The sequence below is a fragment of the Spongiibacter pelagi genome (genome assembly GCF_014705705.1).
Lineage (GTDB): Bacteria > Pseudomonadota > Gammaproteobacteria > Pseudomonadales > Spongiibacteraceae > Spongiibacter > Spongiibacter pelagi.
On sequence record NZ_JACXLD010000004.1, the window covers coordinates 56,851 to 74,131 of the forward strand.

Genomic DNA, 17,281 nt, shown 5'->3' on the forward strand with positions numbered 1-17,281 from the left:
CCTTCTTGAGGAAGTGTAGTGGTCAAGTAAAACTGGCCACGGGTTTATAAGTTTTCCAGTACATACTTTCTGCCACATTTGGCGGCAGGTCATCGTTGTGTCGATGCGGCCTGATTCCGCTGTAGTAGCCAATCACATAATCCGTGATCGACTGCTTCGCTTCAGCAAAAGAGCGGTATCCCGTTTCCGGTACCCACTCGGTTTTCAGGCTGCGGAAGAACCGTTCCATTGGTGCATTATCCCAGCAGTTACCCCGTCGACTCATGCTCTGCTTTATCTGGTAGCGCCACAAGTGTTGCCGGAAGCGCAGGCTGGTGTATTGAACGCCTTGATCTGAATGGAACAACAAGCCATTAGGCCTTCCTCTCGATTCGTAAGCCATCAGTAACGCCTTACTGGTTAGCTCGCTGTCAGCCTTTAGCGACAACGCCCAGCCAACCGGTTTCCGAGCGTATAGATCCAGCACTACCGCCAGATAAGCCCATCGTTGGCCTGTCCAGATGTAGGTAATATCACCACACCAAACCTGGTTGGGTTTACCCACAGCGAACTGCCGATCCAGTGTGTTGGGAATGGCCACATGCAGCTTCTCAGCCCGTTTATAAGCGTGTTTGGGCAGCTGATTACTCACCAGCCCCAACTCTTTCATCAAACCACCCGCCACATATCGCGTTAGCTTTTCGCCTCGCTGGTTGACGATAGAGGCAACCGTTCTGGCACCTGCGGAGCCACCACTCAACTGGTGTGCGGCACGTACCATCAACTTCAGCTTGCGACGGTAGGGGCTATCGCCTTCTGGGCGACTACGCCAGTACTTGTAACTGCTACGCTGAATATCGAATGTCTGGCACAGCAGCTTTACGGGATAGCTCTCTTGAAGCCGCTGAATTATCGAATATTTTTCAGCTCGTCTGACATCAAGAGAGCCATACCCTTTTTTAAAATGTCTTTCTCTGTTTCAAGGCGCTTAACTTGCCGCTCGAGCTCCCGAATACGACGCTGTTCTGAGGTCATAGGAGAGGCATCGTAGCTGCCACCAGAACGTTCTTGCTTGAGTTGGCGAACCCATTTGTCCATCGTGGACTTGCCCACGTTCATGGCTTCGGCGGCGTCTTTCACTGAATGCCCTGGTCAACGACGAGCTGTGCGGATTCGAGCCGAAACTCGGGGCTGAAGGTCGGGCGTGATGGTCTGGTCATTGGGTCACCTGTAATCGAATGAGGTGATGCTATCACCTCTAATTAGGTGGCCAAATTCACTATGCCACTACATGATGCTGTTATCGTAATTTTTATAACCGAGAATCGAGTTAATTTTTGGATGGATTGGAGAAACAAGCTTAATACCGGTGCGGCGTTCTTTGGGTACATGTGAAAAGCCGGTGCGCTCAGTAATATCTCCCGATATCGAGAGAGACCCGATCGAAAGGGGGCGTTGCGCATGCAGCTCAAGATGAGGCCTGGACTGCCACCCGGAGTCGGTTAGTGGACCATCAAATTCGCCGGGAATGAGATTTCTCAATACGGCGGTGATATCCCATGAAGCCCATTTTTTGGTTAGCCCTATATCGATATTGCCAAAATGATGCTCGTTGCTGTCGCGACTGGGATCGAAAAGATCGTCGTCTTCGTGCTCCACCAATCGGAGTTTTCGTTCATGCACGATAATGTATTGGTATTTGAAGCTGGCGCCGAAATTGAAACCCTTTAGCCAGTTGACGTTGAAGCGTTTCATTAAAGCCAGATCGATTACCGCTACACCGGCGGTTTCTATCGTGGATTCCAGATCGGCTGGCATGAGACCCGCGGTCATCGTTGCCAATTGCAGTCGCTGTTCGTCCTCGGGGTCGTAGACAAAGGTGCCGGCGAATCGCCCTTGGCCACAAGCACACAGGTGCCAACCTTCTGGTAGCAATGGCGCATCAAATAGTACCGCGAAATTAGCTCGACCCGTAGCGAATTGACCATCCAGCTCTTTCATCTCCGCGATAAGAGAGTCGGTTTCGAAGTCGAGTAATAACACACCGGATTCGGAACGATCACCGAGCCCTCTTGCTTGTTCAGCTAAATCCAGCACTTCACTCAGGAATCTGTCATTGTCAGTAATGCGAACACGCCCTGTAATGCCCAGTAATGGCGGGCTATCGCTCTGTTTATCCGGTAAAAGTGACGGGGAAAACGCTGCCGCTACTAATTGCGCCTGTTGGGCGATTGCGACAGGCACTTGCGTACTTAGCCGGATGCAAGTAACCAGGATGATAAATGGATGTTTCACGCACGCTTCCTTAGCGCTACGCTTTTAAATTTTCTTAGCGATCGTGCGGCATCGTCCGCGATCACATAGGCGGCTGGTAAAACCAGAAGCGTGAGAATTGTCGACGAAGACATACCACCGATGACAAGAAAACCGACTGGATTACGGAGTTCAGAGCCGTCGCTATTCGCTAACGCCACAGGCACCATGCCCAAGACAGTGGACAAAGCAGTCATTAGTACTGGCCGTAGTCGCTGAGGGCCTGCACTCAACACCGCGTCCCTCGACGCTTTCCCTGCCTCGCGGAACTGATTTGCAAGGTCTACAAGCAGGATGCCATTTTTCATGACAAGCCCCATGAGCGCAATGAGTGCAATCTGAACAAAAATGTTCAAAGGTTGATTGAAAAAATAGAGCATTGAGAAAGCGCCTATAAAAGAGAGGGGAGCCGTGACCATGACAATTAGGGGCTGCACAAAGCTGTTAAATAAGCTCGCCAGGATCATGTAAAGCGACACGAGGGCTAAAACGAAGGCGAAAATAATCGCGTCTGTGCTGTCCTGCATGCGTCGGGCTTGACCAAGGTATAGGCCGGAATAACCTTCGGGCAGGCCGACCTCAGCGACGATGCGGTCTAGCTCCTCTGTTGCAGTCCCGAGCGCAACGCCAGGCTTTGTGTTGGCGAAAATACCAATTTTTCGGGATCGAGACTGGCGCTCAATCTGGGCTGGGCCTGAAGCAAAGCGAAGGTCGGCCACATTGGCAAAATCAATGAGCGATCTGTCCGACGCCCGCGATTGAATGAGCTCGACCCAGCGCATGTCAGCGCGGTCGTCTTCCTCCATCTGGGCGCGCACCTCGATCCTTTCTCCATTTTCCTCATAGGAAGTGACCTCTATCCCGCCCAGCATAATACGCGCGTTGTTGGCAAGGCTTTTGATCGAGACGCCTAAATCTGCCGCTTTGGCACGATCGACATCAATTTGTAGTTCTGGGCGGCCAATTTTGTACGTAGAGTGTATATCCGCATAAATGCCGGTTTCTCGCATACGTCGCATGACCTCGTCGGTAATCCGTTCAAGCTCCCCCAGATCTGAACCGGTCAACGCATATTCCATATCAAAGGACGTAAGACCGCCACCGGTCATGATGGGCATTTCAGAAACAGAGATCGTTTTGGCCTCGGGTATAACCTTGTAGAGCACCTGGCGCGCTTCGGCCATAACGTCAAATTGATCCGATAAGCGATCTTTTTTGTGGACAAGTTTGAGAAAATAACTAATCTCGTTCACCCGCTCGGTCTGGTTGCCGCCGACGGTGAAGAATACGTTATCAACGTGTTTTATTTTTGCGAGCTCAGCGGCAGCGCGCTTCGCAAGCTCTCGTGACTGGGATATGCCTGCGCCTTGCTCCAATTCAACGTCGGCGATGAACTCTGACCTGTCAAGCGAAGGGATAAAATCGATGGCCAAGCGTTGAGCGACGAGCACGCCAATCACCACGGAACCCAGCGCGGCCGCGACCACAAAATAGCGATAGCGAATGGAAATGCTCAGCATTCGGCTATACCAGTTTTCCAGGCGCGATAGAGCCCGATCGATTAGGGAGCTAATTGCGCCTTTGTGCGCTTGTGGTTTTAAAATTCGAGCACACAGCGCAGGTGTGAGCGTGAGCGACACGAGCAGCGACACTCCAATGGAAAACACTACCGTTAATCCATATTCACGGAAAAAACGGCCAATCACCCCTTCCATAAAAGCGATGGGCACGTAAACCGCCATGATTGCTACTGTCGCTGCAATGACCGCACCGCCCACCCGATCGACGCCGTGGGAGGCTGCGTTCGCCGGGCTCATGCCGCCTTCTATTTCCCGCTGAATACTTTCTAGCACAACAATGGCATCGTCCACCAGAAGACCGATGGCCATGGCGAGGGCAATCAGCGTCATCATGTTGATGGTGAAGTCTGCGGTATAGAAGGCAAAAAAAGTAGCAATTAAAGCACATGGCATGGCGATAGAGACAATCAGCGTTGCCCCTATACTGAGGAGAAAGAACCAGGTGACGATAGCTACGAGACCGATGGCAAATATCATGTCCGCAAATGTGTCTCGAATGCCGGCCTCGGTGAAGAGAGATGCATCTTGAGCTGTGACGATAGTTGTTCCCTCTGGCGCTAAAGCCCGCACCTCATCGAGTGCCTCTTTTACGGCGTTGGCGACTTCGACGACGTTTGTGCCAGATTGCCTGCGAATATCAAGGGAAATACCGGTGCGGCCGTCTAACTCCGCGTAGGTGCGCTCGTCTTCCAACCCATCCTCGATGCGGGACACATCACCGAGCTTTACAGGCGCTTGACGGTCAAATGCGACGATGAGCTCTTCGAATTCACGGATTGAACCGACCTCGCCTTTTGTTTTAACGCCGAATTCGCGATCTTTCATCTCGGTTTCCATGCGGCCGCCTGGTACTTCCACATGTTCTCGCTTTATAGCCTGAACTACTTCATCGGCGGTTAGACCATAAGCGCGCAGGCGTTCTGCATTTAGCCAAATTCGTATTTGCCGTTCACGTCCACCAACGACTGTTACAGTTCCGACGCCGGTAACGCGTTGGAGGCGATTCTTAACGGTGTCCTCTGCAAACACTGTCAGTTCGCTGATTGGCACCGTACTTGCGATCATGACGGACAAAATCGGCGCAGATGCAGGATCGACTTTCTCAACAATGGGTGGCTCGATATCTAAGGGCAAATTACGCCGTGCAACGTCCAGCTTGTCCCGGACATCCTGGACCTTAACATCGAGGTTGTCCTCCATCTCAAATTCGAGAAAGATTTGTGACAGTCCTTCTGAGCTCACAGAACGGAGAAGTTTGAGGCCCGCTATGGTGTTTACAGCTTCTTCAATGACATCAGTGACTTCGGTCTCAATAGTTTCCGGCGATGCCCCCTCGAGCGCTGTGGTTACAGATACGTAGGGTATGTCCAGTTCGGGGAAAAAATTAACACCTAGACGTGCTAGCGAAATCGATCCAAGTACAACCAGTGCACCGATTAGCATGGTTGCAAAGACCGGTCGTCGGATAGACAGATCGGAAATCCACATCAGTTTTCCAATCCTTCTTTTCTGGTCATGACGACATCGTCAGAAACGTCAGTAAGGTGCGAGCTCGGCAATACGCGCATGCCGGCCTCCAGTCCACTAAGCACCTCAACCGAATCAGTGTTGTGGTCACGTGTTGTTAAGTGGCGTATTCTTGCCTTGCCATCTTCGTAGAGCAAGACATAGGGGTCGTTGGGCGGGCCACGCAATAAAGAACGGGGGAGGAGAACGACTTTGTGCGGCTTGGGAAAAATCTCGGCTCGCGCGAAAAGGCCCGGTTTGATTTTGTAGCCGTCATTGGTGATAACTGAACGTGCGTCAATCGACCGAGAGGCTATATCGATTCGGTCGTTAATAATGTGAATCTCAGATTCAATTACATCCGGTATACCATCGATACGGATTTCGACTTTCGTGCCTAACGTGATTTCGGGTAAGTACTTGGCAGCTATACTCCAGACGGCTACGACAGGATCGGCTTTTTTTACCTGGACCACGGCCGAGTTTCCCATGCCTGAGGCTCGGCTTGAGATGAAAACGCCTTCGTCCACAAACCGTTCGGTGATTACGCCGGTGTAGGGCGCGCGGGCAATAGCATCTTCAAGACTCTGTTCAACCTGGGCGAGTTTTGACTTTGTAATATCGACACGGGCTCTCGCAGTTTCTAAAGCGGCGGCCGAGGTGTCAAATTGCGCTGCTGAAGCTACTCCCTTGTTGCGCAGATTGGAGACCCGATTAAATTCAATCTTTGCCTTTCGAAATTCGGCCGCGTATAGGGCGGATGAAGCAGCGAGTTCCTGCTTTTGTAACCTGAGTACGACGTCTCGCGTTCGAAACAAGGCGTCGCCAGCTTTCACTCGATCGCCAACGCGCACATAGATTTCCTCAATCGTTCCTTCGATCTTGGGGCCAATATTGCTGGATTTTGCAGCCATTATCGTACCGGTTGCCAAAATGGGTTTTACAACGTTTTCAGTAGTGACGGTATGTAAGGCGAATTGGGATGGTTGAGAGTGCTCGGATGGCGGTGCTTGCTCAGTAATTTCGTTCTCTGCCGATGCAAATGCTTTGCCACTATGAAAAGCGGCGATCAGTGGCAGCGACACAAGAAAAATCGATTTGCTGATAAGGCGCAATGGAATACCCTCTTGCAATAAGGCGTTGTACATACTATAAGTATACATAACATATGTAAACAGAGGTTATTCCATGAAGCGAGAGGACTTGGAGTGGAATTTAGGGTACCTGCTAGACGATGCAGCGCGGCTGATGAGGCGGGCCTTCGATGCGCGAATCAGACACTTGGGTTTGACGCGAGCACAGTGGTTTGTGCTTGCACAGCTTTATCGGGAAGATGGGTACACCCAGACTAATCTTGCGAAACTGGCGGATATGGACAGGGCCACGCTGGGCAAAGTTGTCGACCGCCTCCAGGAAAAGGGCTTAATTGAGCGACGTCCCCACCCTGAAGACAGGCGGGCCAATCTTATCTACATCACAAAAGCATTTGATCGGCTGGTCGCGCCAATGCGTGCAGAATCAATACGACTCTACTCCGACGCCCTGCGCGGGCTTAGTGTCAAGCAGTGCGAGCAATTTACCGCTATGTTAGCCAAGGTCCGCGAAAATTTAATCGGTAAGGCAGAGATTGAAAATGATGGTGTTAGCGAAATGGATTCGTATATGCCACGCATGGTCGGCGTCCGTGAGCTTACCTGATTGCAGGTTCGGGCAGACAGAGAAGATGCAATAACTTTTAGTAATAATTATTTCCGCTACGCTGTGACTTGCGTGCAGCTGCCGATGCTATGCCAGGCATGCCTCGAGCATCCGGAGCCTTATTAAATATCTAAATGAGGAAAATATGGTGTTTGAGCAAGGAAAAACTGGTATTGGCAGCACTGAAAAGTTATTTGATATGTTCTTCACGCATGTTGGTACGCATCGTGACCTTGGATTGACGCTCCAAAATATAGAGGGAGATATCGCTAAAATTCATCTTCCTTTTCAGAGTAAGCATGCTGACTCAATAGAAAATGGCAGTCTTCATACAACCGCAATAGCGACGGCCATTGATAGCGCCTGCGGCTGTGCGGTGATGCTTCATCTCGGCAAGCCGGCAGCCATCGCGACCGTGAATCTAAGAATCGATTACATGCGCAAACCTGAGCCTGGGCGGGGCTTGGTTATCGAAGCTAGTTGCTATCAATATGCGGAGGATTTTATCTATGTTGGTGCGGCGGCTTATCAGGTAAATTCAAAAATAATGTGCTGCAACGCTGTTGGCATATTTAAATCTGACACGCCGGGCCCCGTGCTTGGCATGGAAATAACGTAGGCACGCCGAATGATAAACCAAAAGCTTATCGATTTTCTTGAAGAAACGCCTTATGCCCGTAACTACGGGACCGAAATAATTACTTCAATACCAGAGACGGAGTGCGTAACCCGGTGGCAGAATGTTTTTACGGGTAACCCACTTTTGCGTGCCTGGCACGGAGGCGTAGTTTCAGGTGTTCTTGAGCTGACCGGGACGCTCGCCGTCATAAATTCTGCCAAGACTAAAGAGTGCGCATTGCTTTCTATAAACACGAGCTACCTTCGTCCAGCCTTAGGTGATAAAAGTTTGTTTAGCCGTGCCACTGTCGTTCGAAGCGGAAAACGTGTTCATACGGTCAGCGCTGTTGTGTGGCAAAACTCTCCGGATGAACCAACAGCAATCGCATCATTAACGTTCGCAGGAAAGTAGTAACTCATGGTCTGCAGAAAGTCCGGGGCATCCACTTCAATTGCAATCCCGATTGAGGATTTTTATAAGAGTTGCCCTAAGCGTTCACCAAAACTGCTTTTGTCGTCATGGCAAAGCGTGATCTTTACTGACTGAGTAAACACATCTCGCCACACCCTTCATATCACAAGTATCCATCTTTAGATCAAATGCCTCTATTTTTTTCGAGGTGCCTGTTGCTAGATTACCCAAGTGAAAAGGCCAACACTTTGGGGGCGCGAGCTAAAAGCGCATGGCCAAAATTCATTTCCCATGCTGGTTCCCAATAATACCGTTGATCCTGCGCAGTACGCGCAACAGTTGAGGACGAAAGTCCCGCTTGTATTGGATCCACAAGTCCAATCATTGGGCTGTCACCAATTACGGGAAAACGGAAAGTTCGTAGGACGACCCGGTGAACTGTTCTCTTTCAGCGGGCCAGAAGGCGATTTTTAAGCAGAGGGCCGCAGCTAATTTTTGATGTGTCCGCACAACCGTGTCGACACCCCCAGACAGGTGAAGAATTCTATTATGAGCGTTGCCGAATTGGACAACTACAAGCAGGCCGCGGACAACCGCGACCTGAAACACATTCCAGGCTCCTTTGGCCTTCCCGTTATAGGGCACTTCTTCGAGATGGTGACGGATCTTTACGGCACCATCGACCGACAGTATTGCCGCTACGGGCCAGTATCGCGGCTAGGAGTGGCGTACCTCAAGGGAGTGCTGCTGATCGGGCCGGATCTCTACGGGGAGGTTTACCTCGACAAGGATAAGAATTTTTCCGCTGAGATGGGGTACGCGCGCACTCTGGGTCGCTTCTACAAAGGAGCGCTGCTGCTGCGGGATCACGGCGAGCATCGCTTCCAGCGCCGCATTATGCAGAGCGCGTTCAAGACCGAAGCCATGCGCGGCTACTTCGGCACTATGGGGCCTATGCTCAAGGAGGCTGTGGAAGGCTGGGACGGTCGCGAAGACTTCCTGTTTTTCCCAGCCATAAAACAGGCCCTGTTGGACGTGGCCGCTACAATTTTTGTCGGGCTGGACAAGGACGATGATCGCGCCGCCAATTTGAATCATGCCTTCCTGGACATCGCCAATGGCCTGCTGGGGTTTTTCGCCAAGGAAATACCCGGCACTAAATACGCCAGGGGTAAAAAGGCCCAGCGCCATTTGCAGGAGTTCTTCGGTTCGTTGATCGAGGAGCGACGCCGCGGCAAAGGCATCGATACCTTCAGTTACTTCACCCGGGAAACCACTGAGGACGGTGAATACTTCAGCGACGAAGACATCATCGCGCACATGAGCTTCCTGCTCTTCGCTGCGCACGACACCACTACCAGTGCCCTTAGTCACTTGATGCTGCATCTCGGGGAGAATCCCGAGTGGCAGCAGCGCTTGCGCGAGGAAGCGGCGTCGATCGATAAGGAGTTTCTGGATTACGACGATCTCGAAAAGATGCCACTGGCCGACGCGGCGGTGAAGGAAACCCTGCGACTGCATCCCTCAGCGATGGTGGCGCAGCGGAGAACAATTCGCGACTGCGAACTCGGCGGTTACCGCATACCTGCCAACACCCTTCTGTTTCTGGTGCCCCAGTATACCCACCGTATGGCCGAGTACTGGGATAATCCTCATACCTTCGATCCTGAGCGCTGGCTGGAGCCTCGCAACGAGCACAAGCGCCACCCCTTCAGTTTTGTCGGCTTCGGCGGCGGCGCTCATAAATGTATCGGCATGCACTTCGCGTTGACACAGACCAAGAACTTTTTACACCAGTTTCTGCGTCGCTATGAGTTCTCATTGGCGGCTGATTCCGGTGAAAAACTTCAGACCGTTCCACTGCCCAAGCCAGCGGATGATCTACCACTGCATTTGAAGCGTTTAGGGTAATACGTCTGCCGGGGCCTCCCTGTAGGCCAACCATCGCACCAGCACAATTTTGGCGTGGTTCGCCGGACTTTTCTGTGGTATGAGGCATGGGTTCGAGCGAGCTTCGCAGATGCTTTGCATCTCATACCCCAGTTTATTCTTTAGGATGGGATAGCCTGTAAGCTTTTGGTGACATGCCATAATGCTTTTTAAATAGCCTAGAAAAATTGTATTGATCGCTGTATCCCACCGCTTGCGCGATTGACTTAATCGACTGATTTGTATTCTGAAGAAGCAGCCGTGCTTTGTTCATTCTTAGGTTGCTAATGTAATCGAAAGGTGGCCTACCTAGCTCTTTCTTGAACAAGCGACTAAATGCCTCCCTTGTCATATTCTGACTGTTAGCCAGATTTTCAATGGCGATATTCTGTGTGTAAGACCGATTCAGGTAGGTGACTGATTTTTGAATGCGATGATCGATTACCGTTCTTTGGGATAACGTGATATCCAATTGGCTTAAGGTGTAACTAACTAAAAGGTTGCTATAAAGTTGTCCAATTAAGCCGTATCGATCTTTCTCTGCCATGGAACTAAGCCGAGTAACCCGATCAATCACTATGTCAATCGCAGGAGCCTTATAGATACCAGGTTCTATATTGAGGTGAATCGATGGCAGGTAAAAATAAAGTACCAACTGGAAAGACGATGAAAGTAGCGTGCCGTATACCTCCGTATGCGGCGGTATTAAATAGATCCAATTTGGCTCAAGAAAAATTTGGCGACCTTCATACTGCAGAGCCGCGGTAATCTCGGCATTGTAGTAAAGACACCACTCTTTGGTGTTCATGGGAACGTTGCCAATATTCTTGTCTACCCAAACATATTCGCAACTGACAAGGTCTACACGGAAATTCCCTTCTTCTTTCATAAACTGTACTTGGCTTTAAAAAAAGATGGCTTATTCTATCCAGCATAAATAATCGGGTGGCCTACCCTATATTGTATATCACAAATAGCCATCAATTGGTCATATTACACCATTCGTCGGAGGAATGTTTGGACTCCCCGAGAAAGATAGACACTTCCGCGCTATTCTTGAGCATAGGAGGAAGTCATATGAGCAGTCAACGATATACCCCGAAATTCAAGGACGAGGCCGTTCGCCAAGTAGTTGACAAAGGACTTTCAGTCGCCAGTTCGTTAATGCACACCGGTATGAATTTGCGGTAACAACGATGTGTCTTTCACTGAATGTTGCACGAGCCGGCTTCTACCAATGGCCGCAAATATCGCTATCTGATGGGGCAATGGAAGATTTATGGGTGCCGGCTTAACCCGGTCATCGTATGCAGCAAGCCGGGGCGTTTATGGCTCCCCACGGGTATTCCTGGATTTGCGCGAAGTCGGAGAAACCTGCGGGATACATCGGGTTGCCAAAACCATGAAAGCCCCCCTTTAAAGGCGGTGCGCGTCCAGATCACACATCTCCATCATTCGGTCAGATATACCTATTTTAGCGCAAGGTTTCTATTGCTATATTTGGAGTTGGAAAGTCCGACACATTGATTAGCAGGAGCTAGAAGGCCGTGGCAACACAATTATTTCCCATGCTGGATCCGAATTATATCGACAATCCTGAGCCGTACTGGCAACAGCTGAGAGAGGAAGCCCCGCTGTATTGGAGCGAGGAATTCAACTTTTGGGTGGTTACTCGCTATGAGGACGTGGATAATTTCGCAAAGCGGCCGGAAGACTTTTCATCTTCGAGCGGCCCTGGCGGTGGTTTGCGAATGGATGATGCTTCAGCTGAGGACGTAGTAGGCTTTTTGCCGATGATTCAAAACGACCCGCCAGAACATACCAGGTTGCGCTCTATATTTGCCAGAAGCTTCACATCGCGCCGCATAACGCAATTGGAATCTGAGATAAGTGGAATCGCCGATCAATTGATTTCTGACTTACAAAACAAATCTTCCGAAGGAAGAGAGTTAGACCTCTACAAAGATTTTGCAAGTCCATTACCGGTGGCAGTTATTGCAAAGCTTTTAGGAATACCGTTGGAATATTACGAGCGGCTTAAATTTTGGAATGAGGCATTGGGAGTTGGTGTCGGCGGAAGCTATACAGAAAAACAGCGTTTTAACGCCACAACTGAAATGAACGACACTTTATCCGAAATCATTGAGGAAAAACGACTCAACCCTGCAGGTGACCTGATTTCGTCGCTCGTTAAATTGGCCGATGAAGATGGCGAGCAGCTAAAGCCGAATGAACTTTTAGGGTTTTGTAAATTGTTGTGGATTGCCGGCAACGAGACAACCACGAATTTAATAACAAACGCTGCGGTTGTACTCCAGGAGCAACCCGAGATACTTGAGAAGCTGAAAAATAATAAAGCACTGATTCCTCAATTTGTCGAAGAAGCACTTCGCTACGTAGGGCCGGTAAATGGGCTCTTCCGTCGAGTAACTCGAGATATTGAATACAAAGGGAAGAAACTTAGGGAAAATGACAATGTCTGGATAATGTTCGCCTCAGCCAACAGGGATGAGAGACATTTTGAAAGCCCGGAAAGTTTCATTATTGAGCGAAGCCCTAATGATCATTTGTCACTGGGAAAGGGAGTGCATTTTTGCATGGGTGCAGCCCTGGCAAGACTTGAGGCACAAATAGCCTTTGAGCATCTGGTAGACGTGCTCCCTGGCTTTGAGTTAAAACCTGAAGAGGGTTTGCGCATTCCCGTACCAGTTCTGCGCGGGTGGATAAAGCTACCCATGATTCGTAAAGTATGACGCCATGAACGCCGCAGGGTTGTCTAATTGCCACGCCTTAACCAGTCGTGGCTGTTCGCGCTATGGCTGCTATGGGTCGGGAGCAGGCACGCCAGCGAAATAGTTGGAATGTCTGGAAAGAGCTGCTACCAGCCATATTGATGTCCAGGCCAGCCGTCCGCTTATTACCAGCAGCCGACTTTACTTGCGTTGGGCAGGAACTGACCTACCATAAATTGGCCATCACGGGTTTCTACCATAAGATGGCCAAAGCGGCCAAGTTATGGGTGAATCGATACGCTTTTGGTAGGTGGTCGCCGGTAGAGAGTTATATTAGGCCGCTATTAGAGCCGCTGGCTCGACTTCAGATTTGTAAAGGATATTTAGGCAGTATGACCCATTCTTAGCCCTTACTATTGGGCCCCCGTTTCGTGCTTTACGAAATAATAGATTGCTGTAAAAAAATATCCCAATATGTGTGGGTAAATTGTTTCTTATCTTATTGCTTTATAATGGAAAAATTGTTTTATCCTCGAAATTTATCGTGCTTATTGTGATTTCTTACCGGATACAAGGCAAGGACAGCTACACCATGCTCGATATCCTGATGAATCTGCAGAAAAGCGCGCCGGTGAAGTTTGAGCTGGTGGCGGTGAATATGGATCAGAAGCAGCCGGGCTTTCCCGAGCATGTGTTGCCTAATTATCTGGACAGTTTGGGCATCGAATATTACATCGTTAATAAAGATACCTACTCGATTGTTAAAGAGAAAATTCCGGAAGGCAAAACCACCTGCGGCCTGTGCTCACGTTTGCGTCGGGGCACGCTGTATGGATTTGCGGAAGACATCGGCGCCAATAAAATTGCTCTGGGCCACCACAAAGACGATATTGTTCAAACCCTGTTTTTGAACATGTTTTACGGCTCGCGGATGGCAGCAATGCCGCCCAAGTTGCTGTCTGATGACAAGCGCAATGTGATTATTCGTCCGCTCGCATACTGCCGCGAGGCGGATATCGAGCAGTTTTCTGCCTATAAAGAATTCCCGATTATTCCCTGCAACCTCTGTGGTTCTCAGGAAAATCTACAGCGCCAGAATATCCGGCAAATGTTGCTGAGTTGGGAAAAGCAGGATGGCAGTCGCATCGAGAAAATCTTTTCCGCCATGCAAAATATCGCGCCATCACAAATGGCCGATCCAAACCTGTTTAATTTCGCCGATCTCACCCTCGACCGTAGCGAGCCCCGCGCTGAATATCCTTTTGATGCCCAACAAACGATTGATGCTGGTGGTGTGTCGTTGTCTCCTACAGGAGTTCAAACACAGCTTCCGGCTGGAATTGAAACAATTAAAGTCACCCAGCTTTAAGCGACTATCTGTCTTAGCTCTCTCGAAAACGCTCTCAAGCGCCGATATTTTTCGGCGCTAGTCTTCAATCCATCAAAAACACTTTTCAGCAAAAACACACTTGCCAGTAAAAACAGGGTTGGCCTAAAAACTGCTTTACTTGTCTTGCGGCACTACAAATCAGCTTGAAATAGCTGTTTTTGTCAAAATAATGACTATTTTTTGGATTTTAAATCCGTTTTAATGGTTTTGTCATAAAATTGACGGAATGTGAGATGATTTCCCAGCTAGATACCGCCGCCCCCATGGCTCGTTTTCGGCAGCTTGTTCAAGACAAGCCAGAGCGTGTTGCCCTTGAGTTACACCAGTGGTTTCAAGAAGGTGTGGTTGGCGCAAAAGCGATGATGGCCGCCGCACTTTTTATGGCGCTAGACGGTAGCTTGGCCAAGCCGCTATTACGGTACCTGGAACCCGTCGATATCAAGTTGTTGATCAAATTGGAGGCGCAGGCCAACGAGTATTCCGATGAGGATTTGGCGCGCGCGGCGCTCAGTTTTGTCGCCGCTTTGATGGGCAGCGACAAGGTTAAAAAACCAAGCAATAAGCTCGATATTCGCGCCCTAGTTAATGCTGAATTTGGCGAAGAGGCCAGTCAACTACTGGCGATGAATCTCGATTTACATCACTCATCAAGACAAATTGACAAGCTGCGTTGGTTAGATCCAGAGGTGGTGTTGCAGTTGATTGCGGATGAGCATCCACAGGTGCAGGCGGCATTATTGGCTTGTTTGCCGGTTGAGCAGGCCAGAGCGTTAATTCCCTTGTTTGACAGTGAATTAGCCGAAGAACTGATGTTGCGCTTGTCTGCCATGTCGGGATTGTCGCCGCTGGCCGTCGCCGAACTCGACTACCTGCTAGAACATAAATTAGAGCGCATCGAGGGCCATATTCACCGTGCCTTCTCCGGTGAGCAGCGCGTAACTGCCATGCTTAAAGGCATGAAGCCGGGCACCGAAAGCCAGCTTTTGTCGGGTATTCAGCAATACCACCCCAAAACCGCGGAGCGTATTCAGGATGCGCTGCTGGATTTCGATCAGATTGCCAAATTACCGCAAATGCAGCTCGGCCGCTTATTGGGCTGGTTCGGTGACGAGGCCTTGTCCGCCTTACTGTCTTCAATGAAACAGCCCGCCAGAGGGCATTTTATGGCGGCCTTGCCTGAATCTCGTCGCGGTAGTGTGGCCGCTGGCATTGATACCGGGATGGCTGTCAGTAATCAAACTGCAACTGCTCATGAGCCACGGACGACTCTGCAAGATGCTGATTCGGTAAAACAGGAACTGGTCGGGATGGCGAAAAAATTAGCGGAGGCGGGAGAGTTGGTCTTGGGTGTGGAGCCCATTAGCTAATTAACTCTCTGCCGTTGTGAAAGATATTTGGTGAATCTGTAAATGATAGAAAACAGTAGCGCGATGACCGGGGAAATGCTCGACCGGGATTTGCTCAGTGAATTAAAGATGATCATGCCAGATCAGCTCGATGAGTTGGTGGCCCGCTTTGAACTGGATGGAACTCAGCGCCTAGAGCAGATGCAAACCGCCATTGTCCAGCAACAAGGCGAGCCGCTGCGGCAGGCGGCACATACCTTTAAGGGCGGGGCTGGCAGCTTGGGGGCCTTGGGTTTGGCTTCGCAACTGAAGTTGATGGAAGGCTGCGGCCGGGAGTCGGATTTTTCGGCGGCGCAAGGGCTTTTTAGCGAAATTAACACCCATTTTTCTATAGTTTTACAGGCGCTGCGAGTGTGGAGTAAGGAAGCGTGAACGAGCGGGGTCATTTCTGTGGATAGGGGCAGCAAAGATATTTTAAGCCAGCTTGAGGTTGATGCCTTGCTGGCGGCGATCCAGCAGGAAAATCCTCTTCCGCAGCAAACCTCGGATCGGGCAAATCATTTTGATCTGGCCACCGATCAGTTGCCTCCGCAGCAGCGCTTTGCCGGTCTGGAGCAATGGAATCGACGCTTTGCCGAAATTTTTCGCGATTCCCTCGCGCAAAGCCTCAATCAGGAAATTGATCTGACGCCACTGGATACCCAGTACTTGCCCTGTTCTGAATATCTTCACTCTCTCTATGTGCCAACCAGTATTCATATGATGCGGCTAAAGCCGCTGCCGGGGTCAGCCTTATTCGCACTCGATGCACAATTGGTCTTTCGCTTGGTGGAGTCGTTTTTTGGTAGTGGCATGGCGATTTCTCAGCCGGTCTCTCGCCAGTTTTCCCTTACTGAACGACGTATTGTCGGTCGAGTAGTCAGCATGGCTCACGACGATTTGGAGGCCTCTGCCAAGCATATTAGTGAATTGAAGTGTGAGCCCTTGGGCAGTGAAATGAACCCCTCGCTGGTGAGTGTGGCGGCGCCTTCTGAAGTGATGGCGGTCAGTCGCTTCTTCGTTGATATTGCCGGTAGTGGTGGTGAGATGCACTTGGTCTTACCTGTGAGAATGCTGGATGAACTTAGAGATGCGCTTGCTCAGAGTGGGGGTGGCCAGTATCGCGGCGAGGACTCGCGCTGGAGCGATGCGCTGACAGCAGCGGTATTAGATGTTTCGGTTCCCAGCCGTTATTTGCTTGATGAGAAAACCTTGCCACTGGGCTTTGTGGCGAATCTTCAGGTTGGCGATATTTTGCCGCTGACGGGGCGCGGTGCCGCAATTACTGTGCGGGGACGAAAAATTACCCCATTGCAGTTGGATGTCGTGCCTGGGCCTGATGATGTAAAAGGCCTGCAACTTACCATTGCCAGCCCCAATTAAGAGATATAACTAGATGAGTGATGAGCAGCATAAATCCACTGAGGCCCAGCGTAAGGCCTTTGATAATCGCTTGAGTCCGCGAGCGTCCACCAGTCCGGATATCGCCAAAGTATTGGATGTTCCGGTGCGTTTGAGTTTAGAAGTGGGCGGTGCCGAAATGAGTATTCGGCAATTAATTGAACTGCAGCAGGGTGAGGTGGTTGAGCTGGATCGAGAAGCCGGACAAGCCCTTGATGTATTGGTCAATGGCAAGCTCATTGCCCGCGGGGAAGTGGTGGTGGTTGAGAACCGCCTAGCCGTTCGCCTGACCGATGTGTTGAGTCCTAGCGAACGATTACAGACCTTGGGATGAGTTG

General features: G+C 50.3%; 13 protein-coding genes and 3 pseudogenes. 11 read left to right on the plus strand and 5 right to left on the minus strand.

All coding sequences use genetic code 11. The annotated features are described in order from the left end of the window. Positions 1-22 precede the first annotated feature (22 nt). From IB286_RS08275 to IB286_RS08290, 4 genes and pseudogenes are all read right to left on the minus strand, one after another. A pseudogene (locus IB286_RS08275) lies at positions 23-1,199 on the minus strand (IS3 family transposase). A 67-nt stretch (positions 1,200-1,266) separates the two neighbouring features. Next, entirely contained in the window at positions 1,267-2,274 is a 1,008-nt protein-coding gene (gene traF, locus IB286_RS08280) for a conjugal transfer protein TraF (protein WP_027873952.1), read from the minus strand. Beyond that, the gene (locus tag IB286_RS08285; protein WP_036256185.1) at positions 2,271-5,360 is read right to left on the minus strand and encodes an efflux RND transporter permease subunit; all 3,090 of its coding nucleotides are present in this window, start codon (positions 5,358-5,360) and stop codon (positions 2,271-2,273) included. Before IB286_RS08285 ends, traF begins: the two co-directional genes overlap by 4 nt. After that, a complete protein-coding gene (locus IB286_RS08290) occupies positions 5,360-6,526 on the minus strand; it encodes an efflux RND transporter periplasmic adaptor subunit (protein WP_161624250.1) in 1,167 nt (388 codons plus the stop codon). Before IB286_RS08290 ends, IB286_RS08285 begins: the two co-directional genes overlap by 1 nt. Positions 6,527-6,566: 40 nt before the next feature. Between IB286_RS08290 and IB286_RS08295 the strand changes: the two genes are divergently transcribed. From IB286_RS08295 to IB286_RS08310, 4 genes are all read left to right on the plus strand, one after another. Next, positions 6,567-7,076 carry a MarR family winged helix-turn-helix transcriptional regulator gene (locus IB286_RS08295; RefSeq protein WP_027873950.1) on the plus strand — a complete coding sequence of 170 codons (510 nt, stop codon included), beginning with the start codon at positions 6,567-6,569 and terminating at the stop codon, positions 7,074-7,076. A gap of 145 nt (positions 7,077-7,221) precedes the next feature. Beyond that, on the plus strand, positions 7,222-7,695 hold the full coding sequence (locus IB286_RS08300) for a PaaI family thioesterase (protein ID WP_051171147.1): 474 nt from the start codon (positions 7,222-7,224) through the stop codon (positions 7,693-7,695). A gap of 9 nt (positions 7,696-7,704) precedes the next feature. Beyond that, on the plus strand, positions 7,705-8,106 hold the full coding sequence (locus IB286_RS08305) for a PaaI family thioesterase (protein ID WP_084498002.1): 402 nt from the start codon (positions 7,705-7,707) through the stop codon (positions 8,104-8,106). 549 nt (positions 8,107-8,655) lie between these two features. Then, the gene (locus IB286_RS08310) at positions 8,656-10,017 is read left to right on the plus strand and encodes a cytochrome P450 (RefSeq protein ID WP_051171146.1); all 1,362 of its coding nucleotides are present in this window, start codon (positions 8,656-8,658) and stop codon (positions 10,015-10,017) included. 133 nt (positions 10,018-10,150) lie between these two features. On the opposite strand, the gene IB286_RS08315 is transcribed toward IB286_RS08310, so the two are convergent. Then, on the minus strand, positions 10,151-10,924 hold the full coding sequence (locus tag IB286_RS08315) for a helix-turn-helix transcriptional regulator (RefSeq protein WP_027873948.1): 774 nt from the start codon (positions 10,922-10,924) through the stop codon (positions 10,151-10,153). Between the two features lie 265 nt (positions 10,925-11,189). On the opposite strand from IB286_RS08315, the pseudogene IB286_RS15865 reads away from it, so the two are divergent. From IB286_RS15865 to fliN, 7 genes and pseudogenes are all read left to right on the plus strand, one after another. Then, a pseudogene (locus IB286_RS15865) lies at positions 11,190-11,443 on the plus strand (IS3 family transposase); the annotation flags it as partial. A gap of 139 nt (positions 11,444-11,582) precedes the next feature. After that, positions 11,583-12,788: a cytochrome P450 gene (locus tag IB286_RS08320; RefSeq protein WP_027873947.1), complete on the plus strand. Its 1,206-nt coding sequence runs from the start codon at positions 11,583-11,585 to the stop codon at positions 12,786-12,788. Between the two features lie 553 nt (positions 12,789-13,341). After that, positions 13,342-14,136 (plus strand): annotated as a pseudogene (gene ttcA, locus IB286_RS08325) (tRNA 2-thiocytidine(32) synthetase TtcA); the annotation flags it as partial. A 254-nt stretch (positions 14,137-14,390) separates the two neighbouring features. Further along, positions 14,391-15,524: a FliG C-terminal domain-containing protein gene (locus IB286_RS08330; RefSeq protein ID WP_190764423.1), complete on the plus strand. Its 1,134-nt coding sequence runs from the start codon at positions 14,391-14,393 to the stop codon at positions 15,522-15,524. A gap of 42 nt (positions 15,525-15,566) precedes the next feature. Further along, positions 15,567-15,935 (plus strand): Hpt domain-containing protein, encoded by a 369-nt coding sequence (locus IB286_RS08335; protein ID WP_190764425.1) that lies wholly within the window; start codon positions 15,567-15,569, stop codon positions 15,933-15,935. An 18-nt stretch (positions 15,936-15,953) separates the two neighbouring features. Continuing rightward, positions 15,954-16,925, plus strand: a complete 972-nt coding sequence (locus tag IB286_RS08340; protein ID WP_190764427.1) for a flagellar motor switch protein FliM — start codon at positions 15,954-15,956, stop codon at positions 16,923-16,925. Between the two features lie 13 nt (positions 16,926-16,938). Next, positions 16,939-17,277 (plus strand): flagellar motor switch protein FliN, encoded by a 339-nt coding sequence (gene fliN, locus IB286_RS08345; RefSeq protein WP_190764428.1) that lies wholly within the window; start codon positions 16,939-16,941, stop codon positions 17,275-17,277. Positions 17,278-17,281 lie beyond the last annotated feature (4 nt).